Source organism: Aliirhizobium sp. YIM B11859 (assembly GCF_057163345.1).
Window position 1 is genome coordinate 498,945 of the sequence record NZ_JBXHAY010000002.1, and the last position, 25,192, is coordinate 524,136.

The following is a 25,192-nucleotide window of genomic DNA, read 5'->3' on the forward strand; positions in this document are numbered from 1 at the left end:
GGTCGAGGCCGTGAACCCTAAGCCCGTGCCGCCGGGCTCGCACTTTGCCGGCGGAGATCTTTCAGTTCCGCAAGCGTCAACGGACGCACCGCGCCCTTTTCCAGATCGCCGAGCGCCAGCGTGCCGATCGCAACGCGCACGAGACGCAGCGTTGCGATATCCAGGGTTTCCAGCATGCGGCGGATATGGCGGTTCTTGCCCTCGTCGAGCTCGATCTCCAGCCAGGCGTTCTTCTCGCCCTCGCGAAGTCTTATCGCCCGCCTGGCCTTGAGCAATTCGCCATCCTGTTCGATGCCACGGGTCATCGCCTGCAGCGTCTCGTCGTCCACCAGCGTATCGATCTGGACGTGATAGGTCTTTGGCACATGCGTCTGCGGGTCGAGAAGCGCATTGGCGAACAGCGTGTCATTGGTGAAAAGCAGCAGGCCTTCGCTTGCCTTGTCGAGACGGCCGACCGGCGACAGATGGGCGTGGTCATGACCCTTGAGACAGTCGAAGACTGTCGGGCGGCCTTGCGGATCGTGGCGGGTGGTGACAAGCCCGCGCGGCTTGTTCAGCATAAGATAGACGGCCTGCTCGGCCGCGACAGCCTTGCCATCCACGGCGATATGGGCGGTGTCGAGGTCGATCCAGGCTTCGATATCGGCAACCGTGCGACCATCGACCGTGACGCGGCCGGCACGGATGATCTCCTCGCCCTGAGTGCGGGAACAATAACCGAGCTTGGAAAGGGCACGCGGAAGCGTGACCCGCTTGGCAGCGGATGGCGGGGCTGGTTTGCGGCTGGTGGGTGCGGCCGGCCTGCTGCCTTGCGCCGGTTTGCCCCGCCTGTTTTTATCTTTCATTCCTTGAGCCCTAAACTTTCAAGCGACCGAAGCCTGCACTTGCCTGCCGGCCGTCTCAGCCACGGGTTGGGAGATCACACGAGCCGCGCCCGTCACCCCTCCTGCAAGCGATAAACACCGAGGCTGTTGACCCATCCGCCCTTGCCATTCTATGCCGGGCTCCGTCCAGCCCTATATGCTGGCAGAGAGCAAAACATCGCAGCGACCGAAGAGAGAGCCCGTTGAGCCAGGACAATATTACAACAGACCTCGTGACGCTGCGCGATTACTGGCGTTATGCGATTTCCCGTTTCAATGCTGCCGAGCTGGGTTACGGCCATGGCACAACGACGGCAGGCGACGATGCGGCCTTCCTGCTGCTCGACAGCCTCAACCTGCCGATCGATGCGCTCGATCCGTTTCTCGACGCGCGGCTTTTGCCTTCGGAACGCACGTTGCTGACCGACCGGATCGAGACGCGCGTTTCGACCCGCAAACCGTCCTCCTATATTACCGGCCATGCCTATATCCAGGGCGTGCGGTTTCATGTCGACGAACGGGTGATCGTGCCGCGTTCGCATATCGGCGAGATCCTTTTTTCGGAATATCTGGGCGGACAGGGCTCGGCCTACCTGCCGGACCCGTTTGCGGTGGAAAGCGCCGTCGATATCTGCACCGGCTCCGGCTGCCTTGCCGTGCTTGCGGCAAAGTTCTTCCCCAATGCAACGATCGATGCCGTCGATCTGTCGGGTGATGCACTGGAAGTGGCGAAGATCAATGTTGCCGATCACGAGGTCGAAGAGCAGGTATCGCTGCATCAGGGCGATCTGTTCGGTCCGCTGAAGGGCAAGACCTACGACCTGATCATCACCAACCCTCCTTATGTCGATCACGCCTCGATGCACGGTTTTCCCGCCGAACACCGTGCAGAACCGGCGATGGCACATGACGGCGGTGAGGACGGTCTCGACCTGGTGCGCCAGATCCTCAATCAGGCCGGCGACTATCTCAATCCCGAAGGCGGGATGATCTGCGAGATCGGCTCGGGCCGCGAGATCCTCGAAGAGGAGTTCCCGCATCTGGAATTCCTCTGGCTGGAAACGGCGGAATCGCAGGATGCCGTGTTCTGGATTTCGGCCGAGGCGCTGAAGGCCTAAACCACCGTCATTTCGAGATTTTTCGTTTGCGCAGCGATCTCCGGAGCGGCATGTTCCGGGGATCGGATGGGTGTGGAGACGAAGAAACATGGCGGCAGCGGATGTCATCGTGCTTGGGGCCGGCATTGTCGGCGTATCGACGGCGTTACAGCTTGCCCGGCGCGGCAAGTCGGTGGTGCTGGTCGATCGGGGCGAGCCCGGACGGGAGACATCCTTCGGCAATGCCGGGCTGATCCAGCGCGAGGGCGTGGTGCCCTACGGCTTTCCCCAGCAGTTCGGCCAGATCCTGCGCTATACGCTGAACAACCGGATCGACGCGCATTTCCATTGGCGGGCTATTCCTTCGGTATCGTCGTTTCTGGCGAAATACTGGTGGCATTCCAATCTTTCCCGCCACCAGCAGATCGCCCGCGCCTATGCGCCGCTGATCGAACATTCGCTCTCCACCCATAACGAGTTGATCGAGGAAGCCGGCGCCGAGAGCCTGATTGCGAAGAACGGCTGGACGGAAATATTCCGCACACCGGCGAAGCGCGATGGCGAGTTGCGCGAGGCGGAACGGCTGAAACGCGAGTATGGTATCGCCTTCGAGGCCTTGTCGGCGGCGGAGCTTGGCGAACGCGAGCCTTATCTTTCACGCGATTTTTCCGGTGCGCTGCGCTGGGAAGACCCGTGGTCGGTCAAGGATCCGCTGGCACTGACGCTGGCCTATCTGCGGCTGTTTGAAAAACTCGGCGGGCAGATGTTGAAGGGCGATGCCCGCAGCCTGTCCAAGACGACGACCGGCTGGCGTGTCGTTGCCGGTGATGGGACAATCGAGGCCAGGGACGTGGCGGTGACGCTGGGACCGTGGTCGGATGTGGTCACGAAGCCGCTCGGTTATGAATTTCTCGTCGGCGTGAAGCGCGGTTATCACATGCATTATGCGCCGAAGGATAATGCGACGCTGAACGGCTGGATCATGGATGCCGAGCGCGGTTATCTGCTGGCGCCGATGCAGCAGGGGATAAGGCTGACGACCGGCGCCGAATTTGCCCGCCGCGATGCGCCGAAAACGCCGGTGCAGCTTGCCCGTGCGGAAGCTGCGGCGAAAGCGATCTTTCCGCTTGGGGAAAGGCTGGATAACGAGCCGTGGATGGGCGCCCGCCCCTGCACGCCGGACATGATGCCGGTGATCGGCAAGGCGCCGCGGCACGAAGGCCTCTGGTTCGCCTTCGGCCATGCACATCACGGGCTGACGCTTGGTCCGGTCACCGGCCAGGTGATCGCCGAGGCGATGCTTGGCGAAAAGACGCTGATCGACATTTCCGCCTATCGCCCGGAGCGGTTTAACGCATGAGCGCCATTCCGGCAGGAAGCTGGCGATCAAGACGGCTGGCTTTTGCCCGAGAGAAGGGCTAGGCTCGGGCAACAATCGAAGGGAACGATGCCCGGACGATCCCATTGATCCCGCCGGGCCGACGCGACAATGGCACGATATCTCATCTACAACGCCAGATTTCTCGACCGTTAGCGGGCTTTAAAAAGCACGAGCGGGCGCAGGCGCGCCCAGGAATGACGCGAATTTCTGGTGTTTCATGGATGATATTGCCGACCCAAGTTCTTCTCTCGACAATCAGACCCTTTTGGATGCGCAGGCGTTTTTCGATGCCAATCCCGATATCGAGGTTCTCGAAGCCTTTGTGATCGACGTCAACGGCGTGCCGCGCGGGAAGTGGGTGCCGCGGGAACGGGCACTCGACGTGTTGTCGAAGGGCATGGCGATGCCGCGCTCGGTCTATGCGCTCGACGTTTGGGGCCGCGACGTCAATGCGGCGGGCCTGGCGCAGGGGACAGGTGACCCGGACGGATTATGTTTTCCCGTTCAAGGCACGCTGTCGCGCATCAACTGGCTGAACCGGCCGACGGCGCAGGTGTTGCTCGGCATGCACGAGCCTGACGGAGCCGGTTTTTACGGCGACCCGCGACAGGTGCTGGCGAATGTCGTCAACGGTTTTGCCCGGATCGGCCTGACCCCGGTGGTGGCGACCGAGCTCGAATTTTACCTGATCGACCCGGTGCGTTCGGCGATCGATCCGGTCCGGCCGCCGAATTCGCGCGAGGGTCGCTGGCATACCGGCCAGACGCAGGTACTGTCGATTTCCGAACTGCAGGATTTCGAGGAGGTCTTTCACGGGATCGCCAGTGCGGCGCGGGCACAAGGAATACCCGCCGATATGGTGGTGCGCGAAAACGGGCCGGGCCAATACGAGATCAATCTCAACCATGTGCCGGACGCGCTGAAGGCTGCCGACTATGCGGTGCTCTTGAAACGGATCGTAAAAGGCGTCGCACGCGCCAACGATCTCGACGCCACCTTCATGGCAAAGCCCTATGGCATGCAGGCGGGAAGCGGCATGCATGCGCATTTTTCGCTGGTCGATGCGAGCGGCCGCAATGTCTATGCCGGCGAGGACGGACCGTCCGACCTCCTGTTTCATTCGGTCGGCGGCCTCTTGGAATATATGGGCGAGAGCATGGCGGTGTTTGCGCCGCATGCCAATTCCTACCGGCGCTTGAGGCCATCGGAACATGCGCCGACCTATGCGTCCTGGGGGTTCGACAACCGGTCGGCTGCGGTGCGCGTCATTACCGCGTCGAAGCCGGCGACCCGGATCGAACATCGCGTCGCCGGTGCCGACGTCAATCCGTATCTGGCGCTTGCAATGATCCTCAATGCGGCACTTTCCGGCATCAAGGAAAAACGCCATCCGGGCGGGGCGATTACCGGCGACGATCACGCGATCAACCACGACCCTTTGCCGACCAACTGGGACTATGCGCTGCGGCAGTTTGCCCGGTCCACTTTCGCCTATGCCACACTCGGCCCGAAATACCGCTCGCTCTATAGTGCCTGCAAAGCCCAGGAACTTGCCGAGTTTTCACTGCGCGTCACCGATGTGGAATACGACGCCTATATAAGGACGGTATGAGATGACGTTTACGGATAACACCAATCCCGGCCATGCCGGTTCGTGGTATGCGGCAAGCGCCAAGGACAAGCGGCTGCGCCCTGCCCTTTCCGGTGATCTGACGGCCGATATCTGCATTATCGGCGCGGGTTTCACCGGCATTTCGGCAGCGCTAGAACTCGTCGAGCGCGGTTATTCCGTCATCGTGCTGGAAAGCGAACGTATCGGCTTCGGTGCATCGGGGCGGAACGGCGGCCAGATCGTCAACGGTTATAGCCGGGATCTCGAAACGATTGCCGGGCGTTACGGAAAAGACAAGGCGATAGCACTTGGCAAGATGTCGCTCGAAGGCGGCAACATCATCCGCGAGCGGGTGCAGAAATACGGCATCGACTGCGGTCTGCAACAGGGAGGGTTCTTTGCCGCCTTTACCGACAAGCAGATCCGCGAGATGGCGCATCACAAGGCCGACTGGGAGCGCCATGGCCATCCGGGTCTCGAAATGGTGTCCAAGGCCGAGGTCGGCAAATATGTCAAGACCGACCGGTATGCGGGCGGGATGATCGATACGCTGGGCGGCCATATCCATCCGCTGGACTACCTGCTTGGCGAAGCGGCGGCCGCGGAAAAACTCGGTACGAAGATCTTCGAGGGGTCGCGGGCGATCGCGGTGGACAAGGACAGGAAACAGCCGGTGGTGAGCACCGGGGCCGGCTCGGTGACCGCGTCCTACGTGCTGATCTGCGGCAACGCCTATCTGGCGCCGCTGATGCCGGAAATCCATGGGCGGATGATGCCAGTGTCGAGCCAGGTGATGGTGACCGAGCCGCTCGAGCCTCACCTGATCGAAAGCCTGCTGCCGGCCAATTACTGCGTCGAGGATGCCAATTATATTCTCGATTATTATCGCCGCACCGCCGACAACCGGCTGCTTTATGGCGGCGGCATCGGTTATGGCGGCAGCGATCCGAAAAACCTGACCGGTGTCATCCGGCCGAACATGCTGAAAACGTTTCCGCAGCTTGAAAACACCAGGATCGACTATGCCTGGAGCGGTAATTTCGCGCTGACGCTGACGCGCATCCCGCATATGGGCAGGCTGTCGGACACGATCTATTTCTCGCATGGCGACAGCGGCCATGGCGTGACCACCACGCAGCTGCTCGGCAAGATCCTCGGAGAGGCGGTCGCCGGCCATGCGGAGCGGTTCGATGTCTGGGCATCACTGCCCAACCTGCCCTTCCCCGGCGGACGGATATTGCGCGTGCCGCTCACCGCTCTTGGTGCATGGTGGTACGGCCTGCGGGACAAACTCGGCGTCTGACGAGGTCTGGAGCATCGACAAGCGGTATCGCCTTCGATGATCCAAACCTCTGATTTTTCAATTGAGGGCGCAGAACCGATACGCCCTTGCCGGATGCCGCTTAAACCACCACCTCGGGGAAATGTCCCTTGAGGAAATAGGTCGCGTGGGTGCGCACGATCGACTTGAACTGGGTGGAGATTTGTTGCGCCTCGTTCGGCACCATCAAGGCAAGGCGCAAAGTAGCGCCGGCCATGTGGAACATCACGAACAGCGTCTGACGGTAGCTTTCGCGCAACTGTTCGGCGACGAAATGCTGCGTCACCTGGAAGAAACCTTCGGCCTGCGCGCGCGTTTCACCAATGTCGAGATCGGCCAGCGTCTTGTCGGCCTGGATGGCGTTCAGGAGGTCTTGGGTGGAGGGCTCGAGCCGCATGCGCTCGTAATACATGTCGAACAGATCGTCCGTCGCCTGCAAGGCGTCCTCGGCAGTCTCGATGCGGGCGATATGGCCGGCAATCAGTTCGCGCACATCATCGACATAAAGCTCGTAGAGCATGGCGATGATCGCCGACTTGTTGGGGAAATACTGATAGACCGAGGCGATCGGACCGCCGGAGAGCGAAGCGATCTCCTTCATGGTAACCGCATCGATACCCTTCTGTCCGATCAGTTCCTTCGCAACTTTCAGGATCTCGCCGATACGCTCGCGACTTCTTTCCTGTTTCGGCACCCGGCGAAGCGCGGCACGTCCCGCACCCTGGCTCGACTCCTGCATGCGATCTCTTTTCCCAACAACACTCATTGAACACACGCCGCCAGTCTTACCGGCAACGCTAATGAAGCGTTATACGTAGGAAGGTTTATTTCAGATCACTTGGCCAAGCAGAAAAGATAAAGAAAAGGTTAATACACGCGATTGTAGAAATTCCGTTAACCAAAGCGCGTTGCGATCATACAGATCGGTCGACCGCTCCTTGGCCTTTTGTTTTCGCGGATGCCGTTTCCTGAGGAGCGCCGCAAAATTTGGCGCGACATGCTCTATCCGTTGTCTCTATCCCAGAGTTGCTTCAGTTTTCCGATAGCATCGTCGACAATATCGCTTACCGGAGCGTCGATATCGACCGTCACGACAGCGGCTTCATCTTCCGGGCTTTCAAGTGTCGCCAGCTGGCTTTGAAGCAGAGCCGTCGGCATGAAATGTCCCTTGCGCGCGCCCATCCGCTCGGCGAGCAATTCCGGTGTGCCCTTCAAAAAGACGAAATACAGCGGCTCGCCACCGGCGGAGCGCAGTTTCTGGCGGTAGCTCTTTTTCAGCGAGGAGCAGGTGAGGACGATATCTCGACCGGCAGCGTGCGCGGATTGCAGTTCCTGGCCGATGATTTCCAGCCACGGCCAGCGGTCTTCGTCGGTCAGCGGCGTTCCTTCGGCCATCTTCTTGACGTTCGCCTCCGGATGGAGCCGGTCGCCTTCGACGAATTGCGAGCCGATACGGCTGGCCAGAAGCTCGGCGATCGACGACTTGCCAGCCCCGCTCACGCCCATAACGATAATCGCCTTCGACATTTTACTCTCCTGCCCTCACATGCGCTTTGCCCGCAGACATATCATTTCAACGCGGCGTGAAAACTCATATTTTCAGTCGGGACAGTCGGCAGGAGATCGAAGCAGAAATGAAAAAACGCCGGGCATGGCCGGCGTTTCATCAAAATCAGCAGGTCTATCTATCCGCCAAAGATCAGGCGGCCGGTGCGATAGCCTTGCGGTTGTCGGTGAGATCGATGCCGAGCAGGAAGTTGATCTGCGGGCGGGCCTTGACCAGGTCGTCGATCGTATAGTCGGCCAGAACGTCGAAGAAAGCGTTCAAAGCCTTGCGCAGCGCCGAGTTCAGGCCACAGCTATCGACCAGCGGACATTCCACCACACCGTCTTCGAAACATTCGGCCATGGCGAAACTGTCTTCGGTGACGCGGATGACATCGAACAGGGTGATCTTGTCGGCCGCGCGGCCGAGCCTGACGCCGCCATTGCGACCGCGAACGGTCTCGACCAGGCCGGCCTTGTTGAGCGGCTGCAGGATCTTGAAGAGGAAAAGTTCTGATACGCCATAAGCCCTGGCGATCTCGGGGATCCGGCTGAGATGCCCATCATTGGCCGCGCAATACATCAGCATCCGCACGGCGTAATTGGTCTGCTTCGTCAAACGCATTTCATTCTCCCGAGGGGGTCTTTTCCCCTGTATATAGCGTCAGCTAGTTTTGAACAATTCCAAATTAGAGATTTTCCGTCGAATTCCGCGGCGCCGGTTGCTGCTTGCCGACCGGACTTCCGGTTTGCAATCCCACGGCAGCCGAATCTTGAGCCTTTATGTCAGGATACGAATATAGGTAAAAGGCGTCTTCGTCACTAGCGGACCGGCAAAGGATTTTTCCAGACTTGTCTTAATCGTTCAGTCGCGGCTGTCCATGACAATGTCACGCCATGACGGCGGGCTTTTCGACGCATCAAGGAGATTGTCGCTGAGGCATGCCGCGAGGCCGCATCACGCCCATCGCAGGGAAAAACAGGTCGGCGCGCAGACCTGGAGGTCCCATGCCTCCATATATAGGACGCAGGGTCGGGCAGGTATTTCAGATCGGCGCTACGGTGTCAGGTCAGCCACGCCATGGCTGCTACGGAAATTCCGGAAAACAACATCGCCACTGCAAACATGGCGGTCCACCGGCCGAGCTTGGCGTATCGAGCTCGTTTTTCGTCCCACTCGTAAACCATGTACTCCCACTCCTACTCACGGTTAAGTTATACCACCGGAGCGTGAGGTCAATGGTTCGTGATGACACATCGTCGCGGCAGGCGCTAATCGCACCTGCCGCGACGAGAAAACCGGATGTCTGTTATTTCATCGTCTATTTCATGACCGGCATGGAGAACTCGGCTCCATCCTTGATGCCCGAGGGCCAGCGGGCGGTGATCGTCTTGGTGCGGGTCCAGAACTTGATCGAATCCGTGCCGTGCTGGTTGAGGTCACCGAAGGAGGAGGCCTTCCAGCCACCGAAGGAGTGATAGGCAAGCGGCGTCGGGATCGGCACGTTGATGCCGATCATGCCGATATTGATGCGGGACGCAAAGTCGCGAGCGGCATCGCCGTCACGGGTGAAGATCGCGACGCCATTGCCGTATTCGTGTTTCAGCGGCAGCGACAGGGCATCCTCGTAATTGCCCGCACGGACGACGGACAGAACCGGGCCGAAAATCTCCTGCTTGTAGATCTCCATATCCGGCGTGACGTTGTCGAACAGCGTGCCGCCGACGAAATAACCGTTTTCGTAACCCTGCAACTTGAAGCCGCGGCCATCGACGACGAGCTTGGCGCCTTCCTCGACGCCCTTGTCGATCAGCCCGTTGATGCGGACCTGGGCTTCCTTGGTAACCACCGGGCCCATATCGGCCTTGTCGTCGGTATAAGGACCGATACGCAGGGATTCGATCTTCGGGATCAGCTTTTCGACGAGGCGGTTGGCAGTCTCCTCGCCGACCGGGACGGCAACGGAGACGGCCATGCAGCGTTCGCCGGCCGAGCCGTAACCTGCACCGATCAACGCGTTGACGGCCTGATCGAGGTCGGCATCCGGCATGATGATCATGTGGTTCTTGGCGCCGCCGAAGCATTGCGCGCGCTTGCCGTTGGCGGCCGCCTGGCCGTAGACGTAGCGGGCAATCGGGGTGGAGCCGACGAAGGAGACGGCACCGATATCCGGGTCCGTCAGGATCGCATCGACGGCCGCCTTGTCGCCATTGATGACATTCAGGATACCGGCAGGAAGGCCCGCCTCGATCATCAGTTCGGCGAGGCGGATCGGCAGCGACGGATCGCGCTCGGAGGGCTTGAGGATGAACGCGTTGCCGCAGGCGATGGCCGGCGCGAACATCCACATCGGGATCATGCCGGGAAAGTTGAACGGGGTGATGCCGGCGCCGATGCCGACAGGCTGGCGGATCGAATACATGTCGATCTGCGGGCCGGCTCCTTCGGTGAACTCACCCTTGGAAAGATGCGGGATGCCGATCACGAATTCGCAGACTTCCAGGCCGCGGATGATATCGCCCTTCGAGTCCTCGACCGTCTTGCCATGTTCCTTCGACAGCATTTCCGCCAGCTCGTCCATGTTCTGATTGAGCAGATCGACGAACTTCATGAAGACGCGGGCGCGGCGCTGCGGGTTGATCGCAGCCCATGCCGGCTGCGCGGCCTTGGCATCTTCAACGGCTGCGCGGATTTCCGCCACGCTGGCGAGCGCCACCCTTGCCTGGACTTCGCCGGTGGCCGGGTTGAAAACATCCGCCGCACGTCCGCTTGTGCCGGCGACATGCTTGCCGCCGATGAAATGACCGATTTCCTTCATGGTTTTCCTCCGAGTTTAATTCCGGGCAGAATGTCACTCGAATTTGCGCAATTCAACGCGATAGTTTACGCAACCGTTGTGCAAAATTCGACATTGGCGAGCTAATATTATGGATTGGGATGATGTCAGGATGTTTCTGGCGGTGGCACGCACCGGCCAGTTGCTGTCCGCCTCACGCAGGCTCGGCATCAATCACGCAACACTCGGGCGGCGCATGACGGCACTGGAGGCTGCGCTGCAAACCCGCCTCCTGATCCGCCGCACCAATGGCTGCACACTCACGGCCGAAGGCGAGATCCTGCTTGCGTCCGCCGAGCGGATGGAGACCGAGATGCTGTCGGCGCAGGCCAAGGCCGCCAGCACCGACAGCGTGATCGCCGGTACAGTCCGCATCGGCGCACCGGATGGTTTCGGGGTGTCCTTCCTCGCCTCGCGCATGGGACGGCTGACCCGCCGTCACCCGCAGTTGAAGATCCAGCTCGTGCCGGTTCCGCGGCATTTTTCTTTGTCCCAGAGAGAGGCCGATATCGCGATCACCATCGAACAGCCGGAACAGGGCCGCCTCGTCTCCTCCAAACTGACCGACTATACGCTCGGCCTTTATGCTTCGCGCAGCTATCTCGACACGGAGGGCATGCCGAAAAATGCCGAGGAACTGAGGCAGCACGCGCGGGTCGGTTATGTCGAGGACCTGATCTTTTCACCGTCGCTGAATTTCACCGGGGAAGTGATGCGCGACTGGGACGCCGGTTTCGAGGTGTCGAGTGCCATCGGCCAGACGGAAGCGGTGAAGGCCGGGGCCGGGATCGGCATCCTGCACGACTATGTGGCACGGCAATATCCCGAACTCGTCCAGATCATGCCGGAGATGACCATCCGCCGCTCCTATTGGACGACCTATCACGAGACATCGCGGGATCTGGTGAGGCTACGGACCGTGGTCGATTTTATCCGTGAATTGGTTGCAGCCGAGAGCGGCATTTTCGTCATGGCACAAGGCGCGGCCTGAAGGCAGATACAGAAAAGCCCGGTCGAAACCGGGCTTCTTCTACAACGCCATATATGGTCGATGACGAACAAGGGGCGCTGCAGCAGTTCAAAGTCCTTGCATTGCGGCGCGTGAAAACCGTTCCGGTTTTCGGCCGATGCGTTGGATCAGGCCAGCAGAAAAGCCGATGGCGGCATTTTCAGTGCAGCGGCAATCCGCTTCACCTTCGACGGATCGGCATTCGACCCTTCCTCGACACCGACGATCTCGTCGTGAACGAGGCCTGTCGTCAGGGCAAGTTCGTCAATGCTGTAACCGGCGGCAACACGTGCCTCGGCGACGGCGCGAGCCACTTGACCGGAAATGACGGCGCCGCTCTGAGATGCCTTGATGTTGCTAATTGAGACTGTCATGGTTTCATCCTTCTTGGAAAAACCCGCCGCTTCTGACGGGTGAAGGCGGTCAAACGACCCAAACTGCGACATGCGGTCGCGGGTAGAAGATAGGCCATCGGGCGCATTGTGCAAGGGGCAATGCTGCACCGCACAAGCTCGGAGGCGAAAAAACGGCGGAGCCTCCGTATTTACCGCCAGAAATCAATACAGAACAAAAGCAGGCCTTCGCGCGTTCTCCTGCCAAATGAGGACGACTGCCATGCCCTATTCCGATTTCATCCGCTCGATACCCGGTCGCGACGGCCATCATGAAACGGATGCACAGCTGTTGCAGGCCGCCCACCAGCTTGTCGACGTCTTCCTTGTCTATCTGCGCGAAAACGACACCGGCGGCGATCTGTTCGACACCGAAGAGCTTCCCGCCTCCAAGGAGGCGCTGATCAATGCCTTCCGGGTGGTGATCGCCACCGAGAGCCGTCCGGGCGTGCGTTCGCTTCTGGTCAAGGCCGGCATGGCACTTGCCCAGTTCCAGGACAATATCGGTGCGCGCATGTCGGTCAGGCCGGCGGGACTGACGGGCGACGGAGCGACCTCGGGCCATTACCCGCATGCCGGCCGTTCCCCAAATGATGGCCTTCGCCATCCGGGTGCCGGCGCATTGCGCCGGTTCGACCAGGCGCTGATGCGGCTTGGCGAGGACCGGACGCGGCTGGTCCAGATGTTCCGGCAGGCTTCGGATATCGCCGAGCACAAACCACGCCATCATGCCTGATCCGAGGCCTGGTCCTCGAGCGTGATCCTCTGCGTGACGCCTGCTGCTAATCGTTTAAATCCGAAGATTGCGCTGGATCAATGAAGTCTCCGGCAATTCTCCTAGCCTCCTTTCACAGGCCTTGAGGGCCTTGCGTCCGACAGGGCGCAGACAAGACGCTGTGACATTTTGGAGGGTGCACATCGGACTTTTTCGAAAACCGGTTTCGGTTTTCGGGTGGATGTGCCGGAGAAGGAGACCCTGCATGCCTCAGACCATGAAAGCCGCCGTCGTCAAGCAGTTCGGAAAGCCTCTTTCGATCGAATGCGTCGCCGTTCCCGTACCGGGTCCGGGCGAAGTGCTGGTCAAGGTGATGGCCTGCGGCGTCTGCCATACGGACCTGCATGCCGCCGATGGCGACTGGCCGGTCAAGCCGAACCCACCCTTCATTCCCGGACACGAAGCTGCCGGCATCGTGGTCGAGACCGGACCCGGCGTCACGGACCTCAAGTCAGGTGATGCGGTGGGCGTTGCTTGGCTGCATGATGCCTGCGGACGGTGCGAATATTGCCAGACCGGTTGGGAAACGCTCTGCCAGAAACAGCAGAATACCGGCTATAGCTGCAATGGCGGGTTTGCCGAATATGTCATCGCGTCTGCAGCCTTTGCGGCGAAACTGCCGGCAGGCATAGACTTTGCGGCGATTTCGCCGATCCTTTGCGCCGGGGTGACGACTTACAAGGGGCTGAAGGAAACCGAGGCGCGTCCCGGCGAATGGGTGGCGATCTCGGGGATAGGCGGGCTCGGTCATGTCGCCGTGCAATATGCCAAGGCCATGGGCCTGCATGTCGCAGCCCTCGATGTCAGCGCCGACAAGCTTGCGCTTGCCCGCACGCTCGGGGCCGACATCGCCATCGATGCCCGCTCGCCCGATGCGGTGGAGCAGGTGATCAAGGCGACCAGCGGCGGCGCTCATGGCGTGCTCGTCACAGCGGTGTCGCCACCGGCTTTCGCCCAGGCGATCAAGCTTACCCGACGCAAGGGCACGGTCAGCCTCGTCGGCCTGCCGCCGGGCGACTTTCCGACGCCGATATTCGACGTCGTCTTGAACCGCATCACCGTCAGAGGCTCGATCGTCGGCACCCGGCGCGACCTTGACGAGGCAATCGCGTTTGCCGCCGAGGGCAAGGTGAAGGCTGAGATCAGCACAGCGCCGCTGGAAGACATCAACGATATCTTCGCGCGGCTCAAGGACGGCACCGTCGAGGGCCGGGTCGTGCTTGATTTCGCACCCCCTGCCTGAGCGGTGGCTGGGAGAACGGCGTGGCGGAGGCCGCGCCGTTCCCCTCCCCCCTCTTTAAGACTTGGACTGGCAATTGCGGGATGTGACCCTATCCTCCCAAGACACCCGCAAAAGCGCAGCGCATTCCGGCCTCCCCCGGTTGCCTGCGCCGCCAGTCCGCCAGAACCGACGGGAGAGCCCTGGTGAGAGGACAGGCCGACACGACCGGCCGCCTGTTCGCCATCCCCGGTGTCACATTCGCGACGCCATAGTCATGACCATACTTGCAGCCGAACAACACCCCTGCCCGGTAGCGACTAACCTTGAGGAGAAAACGATGCAGACGAACAGTCTTGCCCAGCAAGCCGCAATTCAAACTCCCCTGCAGATGTCATCCCAAACCTCGCAGGAGGGCGCGCTTTCCGACGCCGAACTGAAGCTGATGGACCGCTATTGGCGGGCGGCGAACTATCTGTCGGTCGGGCAGATCTACCTTCTCGACAATCCACTTCTGCGCGAACCTCTGCAGCCGCAGCACATCAAGCCGCGACTGCTCGGCCACTGGGGCACGACACCGGGCCTCAACTTCATCTACGCACATCTCAATCGGGTGATCAAAAAGCGCGATCTCAGCGTCATCTATATTTGCGGCCCCGGCCATGGCGGGCCGGGCATGGTGGCCAATACCTGGCTCGAGGGCATCTATAGCGAGATCTATCCGGATGTGTCGGAAGATGCCGAAGGCATGCACCGGCTGTTCCGGCAATTTTCCTTCCCCGGTGGCATTCCGAGCCATGCGGCACCGGAAACCCCCGGCTCCATCCATGAGGGCGGCGAACTGGGGTATGCGCTGGTGCATGCCTATGGGGCCGCCTTCGACAATCCGGACCTGATCGTCGCCTGCGTGGTGGGTGACGGCGAGGCGGAAACCGGACCGCTGGCAGCAAGCTGGCATTCCAACAAGTTCCTCAACCCTGCCCGCGACGGCGCCGTCCTGCCGATCCTGCATCTCAACGGCTACAAGATCGCCAATCCGACGCTGCTTTCGCGGATTCCCGACGCGGATCTGAGGAAGCTGTTCGAAGGTTATGGTTATGAGCCGATCTTCGTCGAAGGCCATGAGCCGGAAGCGATGCACCGGCTGATGGCAGTCGCCATGGATGCGGCGACCGACACGATCCGGGCAATCCAGGACAAGGCGCGTGTCGGTTCGGATGGTGCGGCACATGCCGAGCTGCCGCGCTGGCCGATGATCGTGCTGCGCAGCCCGAAAGGCTGGACCGGACCGAAGGAAGTCGACGGCAAGAAGGTGGAGGATTTCTGGCGCGCTCACCAGGTTCCGGTGGCCAATTGCCGGGAGAACGCCGACCACCGCAAGATCCTTGAAGACTGGATGCGCTCCTACGATCCGGAGGACCTGTTTGATGCCGCTGGCGGACTGAAGGACGAGTTGAAGGCGCTGGCGCCCGAAGGCGAAAAACGGATGGGCGCCAACCCGCATGCCAATGGCGGTCTGCTGCGCAAGGAACTGAAATGCCCGCCGCTTGCCGATTATGCGGTGGATGTGCCGGTGCCCGGCAAGACGATGGTGCAGACGACCGAAATCCTCGGCCGATATCTGCGTGACATCTTCACGCTGAACGACGAAGAGAAGAATTTTCGGGTTTTCGGTCCCGACGAGACGGAATCCAACCGGCTCGGCGCCGTGTTCGAAGTGACCGATCGCGTCTGGATGGAAAAGATCGAGCCTTATGACGTGCATCTTTCGCCCGATGGGCGGGTGATGGAAGTGCTGTCGGAACATCTGTGCCAAGGCTGGCTGGAAGGTTATCTGCTGACCGGCCGGCACGGGTTCTTTTCCTGCTACGAAGCCTTCATCCATATTATCGACAGCATGTTCAACCAGCATGCCAAATGGCTGAAGGTGACGCGCGAACTGGAATGGAGAAAGCCGGTTTCGTCGCTCAACTACCTGCTCACCTCGCATGTGTGGCGGCAGGACCATAACGGCTTTTCCCACCAGGATCCCGGCTTCGTCGATCTGGTCGCCAACAAGAAGGCCGACGTGGTGCGCATCTACCTGCCGCCGGATGCCAATACGCTTTTATGGGTCGCCGACCATTGCCTGAAGACCTGGGACCGGATCAACGTCATTGTCGCCGGCAAGCAGCCGCAACCGCAATGGCTCAATATCGAGGATGCGGCCAGACATTGCCAGGCCGGCATCGGCATCTGGGACTGGGCCGGCAACGAGGATGACGCGATCACGCCCGACGTAGTGATGGTGTGTGCCGGCGACGTGCCGACGATGGAAACGCTGGCGGCGGTGATGATCCTGCGCGAGGCGATACCGGAACTGAAGATCCGCGTCGTCAACGTCGTCGACCTGATGACGCTGCAGGCCAAGGAAGAACATTCGCATGGCTTGAGCGACGAGGATTTCGACCGGATGTTTACCACCGAGCGGCCGGTGATCTTCGCATATCACGGTTATCCCTATCTGATCCACCGGCTGACCTACAAGCGCAGCAACCACCGCAACATGCATGTGCGCGGCTTCATCGAGGAAGGCACGACGACGACGCCTTTCGACATGACCGTGCTGAACCAGCTCGACCGGTTCCACCTGGCGCTCGACGTGATCGAAAGGGTGCCGGAACTGAAGGAAAAGGTGCCGCATGTGGTCGAGATGCTGAACGGCAAGCTTGCCGAACACACGGCCCATGTGCGCGAATATGGCGAGGACCTGCCGGAAATCCTGAAATGGACCTGGTCGGCACGCGGGTGAAGGCTGGCAGTCAGGCCTGAACCAACTTTCGAGGAAGAACCCGCCGGACCGGCTGATGGTCCGGCGGGCTCTGTTTTGATGGGTAGGCGCCAATCAGGCCTGCGCGTTGGCGAGCGCCACCGCATCGGCGCCGGCCGGCAGGCGGATCGGGCAGGACGGGTCGGTCGCGGCACGCCAGACGGCCTCTGCGACATCGATCGACTGCGTGACCGCGCCTTGCTGCATCGTCTGCGTCATCGCAGCGAGAACTTGCCGTGTGTAATCCGCGTAGGCCTCGTGGAAGCCGCCATGTCCCTCGATCCGCGACAATGCCGTTTTGCCGAAACTCGTTTCAGGTGCCGCACCCGGCAGGACGATCCGGGCAGTGATGCCATGCGGCTGCAGTTCCAACGCCAGCGATTCCGTGAACGCATTCACGGCGGCCTTACTGGCGGTGTAGATCGACAACAGCGGCAGCGGCTTCAAGGTCACGGTCGAGGTGACGTTGATGATGATGCCGGCTTTGCGTTCGCGAAACTGCGGCAGAACGGCATTCACCATGCGCATCGTGCCGAAAGTGTTGGTCTCGAATATGTCCCGGATGACATCGATCGGCGTGCCTTCCAGCGCGTTCAGCCAGCCGATACCGGCATTGTTGACCAGAACGTCGATCGGACCGGCCAGATCAACCGCGCGGCGCACACTCTCGTCGTCGCGAACATCGAGCGGGATGATATGCAGGTTTTCCGAGGCCGGCAGCAGGTCCTGCTTCGGCGTGCGCATCGTCGCGATCACCTTCCAGCCGCGATCGAGAAACAGTTTTGCGATGTCCAGGCCAAAGCCGGACGAGCAGCCGGTGATGAGAACGGTTTTCATGATGGCTCCTTTCATGGTTGCCATGTTGAAAGGTAGACATCGCCGACGGGACTTTCTATCATCGAAAGTCCTGGTTTGCTTTTCGAAAGTCCCGAATTGACCGATCCCTTTGCCGATCTTGTGGCCTTGCTGCAGCCCAGCCTGCCGTTTTCGAAACTGGCGAGCGGATCCGGGCCATGGCGGGTCGAGGGACCAGCAACGGCCCGGCCGCTTTTCTGCGTGATCCTGGATGGCGCCGCGCGGCTTTCCCTCAGCGGTGAGCCGCCGATCGATCTTCAGGCCGACGATTTCGTGCTCATTCCGGCCGCCTGCGACTTTGCCATGTCGAGCATCGATGCCGTCGATATCAACAACCCCGCCCATTTCGCGGTGAGCAAGCGCGACGACGAGACGCGCCACGGCGATCCGGACGGGCCTGCCAATATGCGCATGCTGGTCGGCGGGCTGGAATTCGGTTCGCCGGATGCAAGCCTGCTGGTTTCGCTGCTGCCCAGGCTCGTTCACATTCGCGGGGAAAAGCAGTTTGCCACGATCGTGCAACTCATCCGCAACGAGGCGCGCGAGGACAAGCCGGCGCGGGCGATGATCCTGTCGCGGCTTCTGGAAGTGCTGCTGATCGAGGCGCTGCGCTCGGTCTCCGGCACGGCTGCATCCACCGGGCTGCTGCGTGGGCTTTCCGACGACAGGCTGGCGGCGGCACTGCGCCGGATGCACGAGGACCCGCGGCACGATTGGACGGTGGAAAAGCTCGCCGGCGAGGCTGCCCTGTCGCGTTCGGTGTTTTTCGAGCGGTTTCGCAAGGCGATGGGGGTGGCGCCGATGGAATATCTGTTGTCATGGCGGATGGCGCTTGCCAAGAACCTGCTGCGGCGCGGCGAGACCGGCATTAAGGAGATTGCCGATCGTATCGGTTATGGCTCGGCCAGTTCGTTCAGCGTCGCCTTCGCCCGATTTGTGGGCGTGCCGCCCACCCATTACGCCCGCGCAAACACGGGAGATGACAGTCACGACTGAGCCGAATTCCGAGGAGGGATCGAAAGCCGTGGAAACTTCGTCTGCCGCAATTTTGCCTCATTGTCACCCGCGCCGAGTTAGGCTCTGTTGACATAAGTCATTTCCGATCATGCGTGTTTTTATATTTTATGCCCAGAGAAGCCCCGTTTACAGCCGTTTCCCGAAAAATGCTGGATGCCTGGATCGAGACCGATCCGTTACAACCGGTTCAGCCGGAGCAGGTGTATAAAAGCGTTCTGGACATGCTGTCGATCAAGATGCGGCTGACGGTGTTCAGGATCGACGGTAACGATCCGTTGGACTGGCAGATGACACCGGTGAGGCATTCCGGCTTCACGACAAGCCTTTTCGAGGTCAACAAGATCTTCGAGGAGCAACGGATCGGCAATTTCAAGGATCAGGCCTATATGGCCGAAGCCGTCATTCCGCGTCTCAAACAAGTTATCGAAAACCAGCAGCCTTCGATCGAACTGGTGAAAACCAAGATCTTCGGCATCAATCTCGGTTATGACCGGATTCTGATCCCGCAGCGCAACACGGTGCGGCCGCAATGGGTGATCTCGTCTTCCTATGCACGGTTTCTGCTCGATACGCCGAAGAACTACGGCAATTTCGACGTCGGCGACGAAGCCGTGGTGCAACTGCTTCTGGAGGGCTGCACGGCCAAGGAAATAGCCGCCCAGCTCGGCCTTTCGCACCGGACGATAGAACATCGGCTGGAGAAGCTGAAAGAGCGGTTCGGGGCGCGCAACACGGTGCATCTGGTGGTGATGCTGCTCGGCAGCCACGTCAACCGTGACGGCAGCGGCAAGATCAGCTGAAACACCGCACTATGCGTATCCGGCTGCGCGTTGGCGATCATGCCGCAGAAAAATACCCGGCGGTTCTATCCTGCGCTTGGGTAAGACGTGACTTTTAGGGAAAAATGGTACGGTTGGGGGGTCTCGAACCTCCGACCTCAGGTGCCACAAACCTGCGCTCTAACCAACTGAGCTACAACCGCATACATCGCCTCTGCGACGTTCGACCGGTCACATACGGCCATCGAATGAAGATTGCAAGTCCTTTCCGACCGACATAATCGAGCGATCCAAGATCATCGGTGGATGACGTCACCAAAGCCGCGGGTGACGCCCTGTGCCGTGCGCCGCATCCAGCAGAGGTCGATGCGCACATGCAAGCGACCTGCGGAAAAGACAAAGCCAGGGCTCAGGCGCCCTTGACGCCGCCCATGGCCTTTTCGGCGGCCTGCTTGCCGGGTTTGGCCACATCGTCGGCGACTTTCCGGGCCGCCTGCTGCATCGCTCTTGCGTGCTCGACAGTAAATTCCGCCTGCTTGCGCACGAATGTCGCCTGCAATTCCAGGACTTCCGAGAAGGATTTCGCGCTGATCAGCTGTTCCATGTGGGAAAGCGACATTTCGGTATTGGTGCGAAGCGCGTCGATCGCCTTCAGGCCAAACTCCATCGTACCCGCCTGGGCCGAATGGATTGTGGATTGCATCGTCTGGGTGGCTTCCTCGGCGGCGGTTTTCATCCTACCGTAGGTCTCACGGGACTGGGTCGTGCCTTGCTCTGCGAATTCGCGCCAGCCTTGCGTCAGCTTGGCCGGATCGAATGCCGAAAACGAAAATATATCGTCAGTGTAAGCCATGACCAGTTCCTCCATGTTCCGGTACGGCGAAAAAACAGGCATCGCCGAACCTCTCCTGCCGTAAAGATAGTCGATGCTATTGTGCATTGCAACATGAAGTGGCGAACAACCGGCCGGCGTTAACCCTGTTTGCGCGTTCCTTATCCTCCCTTGTGGACCCCCGGAGTGGGGAAGGATATTAACAAGAGGTTAATTTCATGGCCTTATGGGCCAACACGTAAAATCACAGGCTTGCCCATGTCGGACGTGCAATACCCATTCATCGACGTCGCCGTACACGACCGTGTCAGCGAAGCCTTTGCGGCGGGTATGGCGGTCGTGCTGTTTTCACCTGACCTGCGCTCGGTTTCCTGGGCAAACGGCCGGGGGGCGGCGCTGTTCGGCTTCGGCTCGATCTACGACTTTCTCGACCAGGGCCTTGACCGCGGCGAACTGATGTTCCGCCAGGTGGAACCGGTCGTACGCTCGCTGAAGGCTGTCGGCGACCGGCGCACCTTCACCGTGCGCATCGCATCGGGCTTCCTCAGGGTCGCCGTGCAGGCGCGCTGCGAAATGATCCGGATACAGAACAAGCCCTGCATTCTTCTGTCTGTGCCGATCGACAACCAGCGTCTGACGCTTGGGGAACGCGCCGCACGGCTGATCGAGGGTTTTGACGACCCCGAAACGCATATGGCCGTGCTCGACGAACAGGGCACGATCATTGCCCAATCCGGCCAGTTTTCGACGCTTGCCATTTCCGTGCAATCCACCCGCATGCTGGTGTCGATGGTCGGGAACGACCGCCACCGGCTGATCAAGCGACCGATCGCGACCGCCAGCGGATATCTGCCGGCGGCGATCGGGCGCGTGTCGGAAGACCCGTCGCTCAATCTGCTTTGCGTCGTCGGCACCGCCCGGACGCAGACCGCGGTCACGACGACGCCGGAGATAACCGGACCGGAAATCACGGTAGCGGACATTGCGGAAGCAAAGATCGGCGAGCGCGAAAACGAAGAACCGGTGGTTCCGGCAGATGAGGTTTCCAACGAGATCGAAGCTGGCGAGATCGAAGCTGGCGAGGTTGTCGAGACCACGGTCGGTGAGTTGCCCGACTATGAGGAGGCCTTGAATGCCGTTGCGGCGATCGAGGAAAATCCCGAGATCGAGGAAGAGATTTCGCTCGACGATGCCCCGGATAACGCAGGCTTCGAGGCCGCCCCCGAGCACGACACTGCAGCGTTGACGGACAATGGGGCGATTGTCTTTGCCGAAGCCGGGTCCGATGAAGAGATAGACAATGACGGCGAGGCATTTGCCTTCACCGCTGATCACGATCGGCCGGAAGACGTCGGGCCGCGATTTGCCGAGCCCGAGGATTTCGGCGCAAAGCACAGTTACGCCGATAATGTTCCGGTGGAAGACCTGATCCCCTTTCCGGATGAAACGACGGATGCCGGAGAGTGGACAAGAGCCGAGACCGGGGAATTGCCGGAGACGATGGCACTCGAAGAACCGGTCGGTGCGGATCAGGCGGATAACGAGGATATTATCGTCCACGCCGTCGATGGACAGCCGATCGAAGAGAACCAAGCCGAGGCGCCAGCCGTCGAAAGCGATACAGCCGAAAACGGCCCGACCGAGAATGATGTCGCGGAATACGACGTCGTGGACGAACAGCCCGCACCGGTGGTGAATGACGTGCCTGCCTATCTGGTAGAGCCCATCCCGGTCGTCACCGATAGCCATGTCGAACCTGTGCCGTCGCCAACGGTCGAGCCCGAGCCGACACGCCTGCTCAAGACGGTGCGCTTTGTCTGGAAGATCGATGCAAGTGGCCGGTTCAGCGAAGTCTCGCGGGAATTTGCCGACGCGGTCGGCCCGCATGCCGCCGATATCGCCGGCATGGCGTTTTCCGATCTCGCAGCACTCTTCAACCTCGATCCGGACGGCAAGATCGCCGAACTGCTCAGCAAGCGCGACACATGGTCGGGACGGACGATCTGGTGGCCGGTGGAAAGCACCTCGCTGGTCGTGCCGGTCGATCTCGCGGCTCTGCCGACCTATACGCGGGCACGGGAATTCGACGGTTTCCGCGGTTTCGGCATCGTCAGGATGGGCGATGCGGCCGAAGACCCGAATGCAGCCGGCCTGTCGCTCGGAGCGGTGCGGCAGGACGGTCACGAAGAGACCGTCGGTTTTGCCGATGAGGTGATGGCGGCCGGTGGTACGGTTTTCGCAGACGAGCCCGGCGATCCGGTTTCGGGCGACGAAGCGGCCCCCCATCTTGCTGCAGATGATTCCGTTGCGGAACCCCAAATCCTTGAAGAGGACGACGTTGCGACGGTTCAAGATGTGCTGCCCGAGGCGCATGAGCCGGTTTCGGACGGCGAAGCGACCTTCGCTGCCAATGATGATGTGCCGAATGCTTTCGTACCCGGTGACGAATTCGTAGCTGACACGACTGACGGCAATGGTGTCGAGGAAAGCCCGCGTGAAGACACGGTCGGCGGCGCGGACGCGCTTGGCGGTGACGAGCCGGAAGGCGAACGCCCTGCCCTGGCACTGGTCGGAAACCCCGGCCGGCGGCAATCCGACAAGGTGATCCGGCTGGAAGAACATCGTTCGCGGCTCAGCCCCGGCGAACAGGCCAATTTCCAGGAGATCGCCCGCCGGCTCGATACATTCGTGAAATCCGCCGAAGAGGCGGAGGCCGAAGGCAACACGACGGAACAGACAAGCGCCAGCGCGCCGGACGCGGATGATGCCTTCGAACCGGGCCACATCATCGACGGCGTATTGCCCGAAGACGGGCAGGAAAATCCGCAGGATATCGAAGAGCGGTCCGAGGACGTTGCGTCCGAAGCTGACGAGGCGATCGTCAGCCCGGAAAAGGCTGATGCGGCAGAGATGGCCGCTGATAATGCCGCCGAGGAATTCGACACGGAAGAATTCGACGCGGGGACGACCGAGGGCGCTGCAAGCGAAGCCGATCCCGTCATCGAAGAGAGCGCGACGTCGGCCATGTCGGCGCCAGCCGATATCGACGCGGAAGCCGAAAGCTTTGCCGCCATGCTGCCCGGCCGCGATCGTACCGGACTGTCGGCGGAGATCATCGACCAGATGCCGGTAGCACTGCTGGTGCATGCCGGCGACCGGCTGATCCACGCCAATGGCGAATTCCTCAAGATCACCGGTTATGCCTCGCTGGATGCGCTGGCGGATGTCGGCGGACTGGATGCGCTGTTGCAGCGGCAGGAGCTTGAAGACAAGACCACTCATGCCGGCGGCATGGTGGTGGTGCGCGCCGACGACGCGATCGTGCCGGTGACGGCGCGGCTGCAGTCGATCCGCTGGAACGATGGTTCGGCGCTGATGCTGGCACTGATGCCTGTGGCCGGCCCCGAGACCGAGCAATCCGAAGATACGGGCGCCGACGTGCTGCCGCTGCACCCCTTGCGCACCGCCGACCAGTTGGCGAAGCTGCAGGTCGAGGTGGAGGAACTGCGCGCCATTCTCGAAACCGCCACAGACGGCGTGGTGATCATCGGCTCCGAGGGCGACATCCGCTCGATGAACCGGGCGGCAAGCGCACTGTTCAATTTCGATGGCGAGGAAATCAACGGCAAGCCGTTCGTCACGCTGTTTGCCCATGAAAGCCAGCGGGCGATCATCGACTATCTTTCCGGTCTTTCCGGCCATGGTGTCGCCAGCGTGCTGAATGACGGGCGCGAGGTGATCGGTCGCGAGGCGTCCGGCGGGTTCATCCCGCTGTTCATGACAATCGGCCGGCTGACCTCGTCCAATGGGTATTGCGCCGTCATCCGCGACATTACCCAGTGGAAACGGACGGAAGAAGAGTTGCGCACCGCCAAGCGCGCGGCCGAAACGGCCAATGCCCACAAGAGCGAATTCCTGGCGCATGTGAGCCACGAGATCCGCACGCCGCTCAATGCGATCATCGGCTTTGCCGACATGATGGCGTCGGAACGGCTCGGGCCGGTTGGCCACGCGCGTTATATCGAATATTCCAACGACATCGGCCGGTCGGGCCGGCATGTGCTGGATATCGTCAACGATCTGCTCGACATTTCCAAGATCGAGGCGGGTGAGCTGGATCTCGATTTCATCGCGGTCGGTCTCAACGAAACGGTTTCCGAGGCGGTGTCGCTGGTCCAGCCGCAGGCAAACGGCCAGCGGGTGATCATCCGCACCGCCCTTTCCCAGACGGTGCCGCAGGTGGTGGCCGATCTGCGCTCGATCAAGCAGATCGTGCTGAACGTGCTGTCGAATGCGATCCGCTTCACCCCGTCCGGCGGGCAGATCGTGGTGTCGACGGCCTATGAAGCAAATGGCAGCGTGGTCCTGAGGATCCGCGACACCGGTATCGGCATGACCCGCCCTGAACTGGAACTGGCGATGAAGCCATTCCGGCAGGTCGCCGGCGCATCGCGCAAGCGTGGCGACGGCACCGGGCTCGGCCTGCCGCTGACAAAAGCGATGGTCGATGCCAACCGGGCGAATTTCGCGATTTCATCGGCACCCAATGAAGGAACGCTGGTCGAAATCACGTTCCCCTCGCAGCGGGTGCTGGCAAGCTGAACCGTGGTTCCGAACAGCAGAACCGGATCCGATCAACCGTAAAATGTGACAATATGTCATTTAAACACGTTATGCGTGCATAAGCATTTAAAAGAAAGGCAGCCTTGGCTGCCTTTTAAGAAATTGTGCTGTCCAACGACGACTGGGGTGCGGGGGCGCCTCAAAATCTCATCGCATGCCGACATTGATACACCGCATCGGGCCGTTCTGCGCCATGTTTGACGAACGTCACTCAACAACAGCTTAA

20 protein-coding genes and 1 tRNA gene are annotated in these 25,192 nt (G+C 60.7%); 11 read left to right on the forward strand and 10 right to left on the reverse strand.

Annotated elements, in window-relative coordinates:
• Window positions 1-17: 17 nt before the first annotated feature.
• Window positions 18-845 (reverse strand): pseudouridine synthase, encoded by an 828-nt coding sequence (locus AC2GXZ_RS08710; protein ID WP_483758757.1) that lies wholly within the window; start codon window positions 843-845, stop codon window positions 18-20.
• Between the two features lie 221 nt (window positions 846-1,066).
• Here AC2GXZ_RS08710 and prmB point away from each other — a divergent pair, with 221 nt between their 5' ends.
• The 4 genes from prmB (at window position 1,067) to AC2GXZ_RS08730 (ending at window position 6,256) form a co-directional block, all read left to right on the forward strand.
• Entirely contained in the window at window positions 1,067-1,981 is a 915-nt protein-coding gene (gene prmB, locus AC2GXZ_RS08715) for a 50S ribosomal protein L3 N(5)-glutamine methyltransferase (protein ID WP_483758758.1), read from the forward strand.
• 88 nt (window positions 1,982-2,069) lie between these two features.
• On the forward strand, window positions 2,070-3,320 hold the full coding sequence (locus tag AC2GXZ_RS08720; RefSeq protein WP_483758759.1) for an NAD(P)/FAD-dependent oxidoreductase: 1,251 nt from the start codon (window positions 2,070-2,072) through the stop codon (window positions 3,318-3,320).
• A gap of 238 nt (window positions 3,321-3,558) precedes the next feature.
• On the forward strand, window positions 3,559-4,953 hold the full coding sequence (locus AC2GXZ_RS08725; RefSeq protein WP_483758760.1) for a glutamine synthetase family protein: 1,395 nt from the start codon (window positions 3,559-3,561) through the stop codon (window positions 4,951-4,953).
• A gap of 1 nt (window position 4,954) precedes the next feature.
• The gene (locus AC2GXZ_RS08730; protein ID WP_483758761.1) at window positions 4,955-6,256 is read left to right on the forward strand and encodes an NAD(P)/FAD-dependent oxidoreductase; all 1,302 of its coding nucleotides are present in this window, start codon (window positions 4,955-4,957) and stop codon (window positions 6,254-6,256) included.
• 100 nt (window positions 6,257-6,356) lie between these two features.
• Here AC2GXZ_RS08730 and AC2GXZ_RS08735 read toward each other — a convergent pair whose 3' ends face one another.
• From AC2GXZ_RS08735 to AC2GXZ_RS08755, 5 genes are all read right to left on the reverse strand, one after another.
• Window positions 6,357-7,013, reverse strand: a complete 657-nt coding sequence (locus AC2GXZ_RS08735) for a TetR/AcrR family transcriptional regulator (RefSeq protein WP_483758762.1) — start codon at window positions 7,011-7,013, stop codon at window positions 6,357-6,359.
• 263 nt (window positions 7,014-7,276) lie between these two features.
• Window positions 7,277-7,801: a gluconokinase gene (locus tag AC2GXZ_RS08740; protein WP_483758763.1), complete on the reverse strand. Its 525-nt coding sequence runs from the start codon at window positions 7,799-7,801 to the stop codon at window positions 7,277-7,279.
• Between the two features lie 172 nt (window positions 7,802-7,973).
• A complete protein-coding gene (gene rirA / locus AC2GXZ_RS08745; RefSeq protein WP_483758764.1) occupies window positions 7,974-8,444 on the reverse strand; it encodes an iron-responsive transcriptional regulator RirA in 471 nt (156 codons plus the stop codon).
• A 440-nt stretch (window positions 8,445-8,884) separates the two neighbouring features.
• The gene (locus tag AC2GXZ_RS08750; protein ID WP_483758765.1) at window positions 8,885-9,007 is read right to left on the reverse strand and encodes a hypothetical protein; all 123 of its coding nucleotides are present in this window, start codon (window positions 9,005-9,007) and stop codon (window positions 8,885-8,887) included.
• Between the two features lie 134 nt (window positions 9,008-9,141).
• A complete protein-coding gene (locus AC2GXZ_RS08755; protein ID WP_483758766.1) occupies window positions 9,142-10,638 on the reverse strand; it encodes a CoA-acylating methylmalonate-semialdehyde dehydrogenase in 1,497 nt (498 codons plus the stop codon).
• Window positions 10,639-10,747: 109 nt separating this feature from the next.
• On the opposite strand from AC2GXZ_RS08755, the gene AC2GXZ_RS08760 reads away from it, so the two are divergent.
• Window positions 10,748-11,647 (forward strand): LysR family transcriptional regulator, encoded by a 900-nt coding sequence (locus AC2GXZ_RS08760; protein WP_483758767.1) that lies wholly within the window; start codon window positions 10,748-10,750, stop codon window positions 11,645-11,647.
• A gap of 146 nt (window positions 11,648-11,793) precedes the next feature.
• Here AC2GXZ_RS08760 and AC2GXZ_RS08765 read toward each other — a convergent pair whose 3' ends face one another.
• On the reverse strand, window positions 11,794-12,039 hold the full coding sequence (locus AC2GXZ_RS08765; protein ID WP_483758768.1) for a helix-turn-helix domain-containing protein: 246 nt from the start codon (window positions 12,037-12,039) through the stop codon (window positions 11,794-11,796).
• Between the two features lie 241 nt (window positions 12,040-12,280).
• On the opposite strand from AC2GXZ_RS08765, the gene AC2GXZ_RS08770 reads away from it, so the two are divergent.
• The 3 genes from AC2GXZ_RS08770 to AC2GXZ_RS08780 all read left to right on the forward strand — a co-directional run bounded on the left by AC2GXZ_RS08770 (window position 12,281) and on the right by AC2GXZ_RS08780 (window position 16,842).
• Entirely contained in the window at window positions 12,281-12,793 is a 513-nt protein-coding gene (locus AC2GXZ_RS08770) for a hypothetical protein (protein WP_483758769.1), read from the forward strand.
• 244 nt (window positions 12,794-13,037) lie between these two features.
• A complete protein-coding gene (adhP, locus tag AC2GXZ_RS08775; RefSeq protein WP_483758770.1) occupies window positions 13,038-14,075 on the forward strand; it encodes an alcohol dehydrogenase AdhP in 1,038 nt (345 codons plus the stop codon).
• A 367-nt stretch (window positions 14,076-14,442) separates the two neighbouring features.
• Complete coding sequence (locus AC2GXZ_RS08780; RefSeq protein WP_483759387.1) at window positions 14,443-16,842, forward strand: phosphoketolase family protein; 2,400 nt, start codon at window positions 14,443-14,445, stop codon at window positions 16,840-16,842.
• Window positions 16,843-16,935: 93 nt separating this feature from the next.
• On the opposite strand, the gene AC2GXZ_RS08785 is transcribed toward AC2GXZ_RS08780, so the two are convergent.
• Entirely contained in the window at window positions 16,936-17,697 is a 762-nt protein-coding gene (locus AC2GXZ_RS08785; RefSeq protein ID WP_483758771.1) for an SDR family oxidoreductase, read from the reverse strand.
• 96 nt (window positions 17,698-17,793) lie between these two features.
• Here AC2GXZ_RS08785 and AC2GXZ_RS08790 point away from each other — a divergent pair, with 96 nt between their 5' ends.
• Entirely contained in the window at window positions 17,794-18,711 is a 918-nt protein-coding gene (locus tag AC2GXZ_RS08790; protein WP_483758772.1) for an AraC family transcriptional regulator, read from the forward strand.
• 167 nt (window positions 18,712-18,878) lie between these two features.
• The gene (locus AC2GXZ_RS08795; protein WP_483758773.1) at window positions 18,879-19,532 is read left to right on the forward strand and encodes a helix-turn-helix domain-containing protein; all 654 of its coding nucleotides are present in this window, start codon (window positions 18,879-18,881) and stop codon (window positions 19,530-19,532) included.
• 105 nt (window positions 19,533-19,637) lie between these two features.
• Here the strand turns inward: AC2GXZ_RS08795 and AC2GXZ_RS08800 are convergent.
• Window positions 19,638-19,714: transfer RNA gene (locus tag AC2GXZ_RS08800), tRNA-His, on the reverse strand.
• 206 nt (window positions 19,715-19,920) lie between these two features.
• A complete protein-coding gene (locus tag AC2GXZ_RS08805) occupies window positions 19,921-20,364 on the reverse strand; it encodes a phasin (protein WP_483758774.1) in 444 nt (147 codons plus the stop codon).
• A 237-nt stretch (window positions 20,365-20,601) separates the two neighbouring features.
• Between AC2GXZ_RS08805 and AC2GXZ_RS08810 the strand changes: the two genes are divergently transcribed.
• A complete protein-coding gene (locus AC2GXZ_RS08810) occupies window positions 20,602-24,945 on the forward strand; it encodes an ATP-binding protein (protein ID WP_483758775.1) in 4,344 nt (1,447 codons plus the stop codon).
• Window positions 24,946-25,192 lie beyond the last annotated feature (247 nt).

Coding starts and splice junctions, on each gene's coding strand:
- AC2GXZ_RS08755 (WP_483758766.1), bottom strand. CDS start 10,638: ATGAAGGAAATCGGTCATTTCATCGGCGGCAAGCATGTCGCCGGCACA.
- rirA (WP_483758764.1), bottom strand. CDS start 8,444: ATGCGTTTGACGAAGCAGACCAATTACGCCGTGCGGATGCTGATGTAT.
- AC2GXZ_RS08720 (WP_483758759.1), top strand. CDS start 2,070: ATGGCGGCAGCGGATGTCATCGTGCTTGGGGCCGGCATTGTCGGCGTA.
- AC2GXZ_RS08795 (WP_483758773.1), top strand. CDS start 18,879: ATGCTGGATGCCTGGATCGAGACCGATCCGTTACAACCGGTTCAGCCG.
- AC2GXZ_RS08735 (WP_483758762.1), bottom strand. CDS start 7,013: ATGCAGGAGTCGAGCCAGGGTGCGGGACGTGCCGCGCTTCGCCGGGTG.
- AC2GXZ_RS08725 (WP_483758760.1), top strand. CDS start 3,559: ATGGATGATATTGCCGACCCAAGTTCTTCTCTCGACAATCAGACCCTT.
- AC2GXZ_RS08760 (WP_483758767.1), top strand. CDS start 10,748: ATGGATTGGGATGATGTCAGGATGTTTCTGGCGGTGGCACGCACCGGC.
- AC2GXZ_RS08770 (WP_483758769.1), top strand. CDS start 12,281: ATGCCCTATTCCGATTTCATCCGCTCGATACCCGGTCGCGACGGCCAT.
- AC2GXZ_RS08780 (WP_483759387.1), top strand. CDS start 14,443: ATGTCATCCCAAACCTCGCAGGAGGGCGCGCTTTCCGACGCCGAACTG.
- AC2GXZ_RS08750 (WP_483758765.1), bottom strand. CDS start 9,007: ATGGTTTACGAGTGGGACGAAAAACGAGCTCGATACGCCAAGCTCGGC.
- AC2GXZ_RS08740 (WP_483758763.1), bottom strand. CDS start 7,801: ATGTCGAAGGCGATTATCGTTATGGGCGTGAGCGGGGCTGGCAAGTCG.
- AC2GXZ_RS08730 (WP_483758761.1), top strand. CDS start 4,955: ATGACGTTTACGGATAACACCAATCCCGGCCATGCCGGTTCGTGGTAT.
- AC2GXZ_RS08710 (WP_483758757.1), bottom strand. CDS start 845: ATGAAAGATAAAAACAGGCGGGGCAAACCGGCGCAAGGCAGCAGGCCG.
- adhP (WP_483758770.1), top strand. CDS start 13,038: ATGCCTCAGACCATGAAAGCCGCCGTCGTCAAGCAGTTCGGAAAGCCT.
- AC2GXZ_RS08785 (WP_483758771.1), bottom strand. CDS start 17,697: ATGAAAACCGTTCTCATCACCGGCTGCTCGTCCGGCTTTGGCCTGGAC.
- AC2GXZ_RS08765 (WP_483758768.1), bottom strand. CDS start 12,039: ATGACAGTCTCAATTAGCAACATCAAGGCATCTCAGAGCGGCGCCGTC.
- AC2GXZ_RS08810 (WP_483758775.1), top strand. CDS start 20,602: ATGTCGGACGTGCAATACCCATTCATCGACGTCGCCGTACACGACCGT.
- AC2GXZ_RS08805 (WP_483758774.1), bottom strand. CDS start 20,364: ATGGCTTACACTGACGATATATTTTCGTTTTCGGCATTCGATCCGGCC.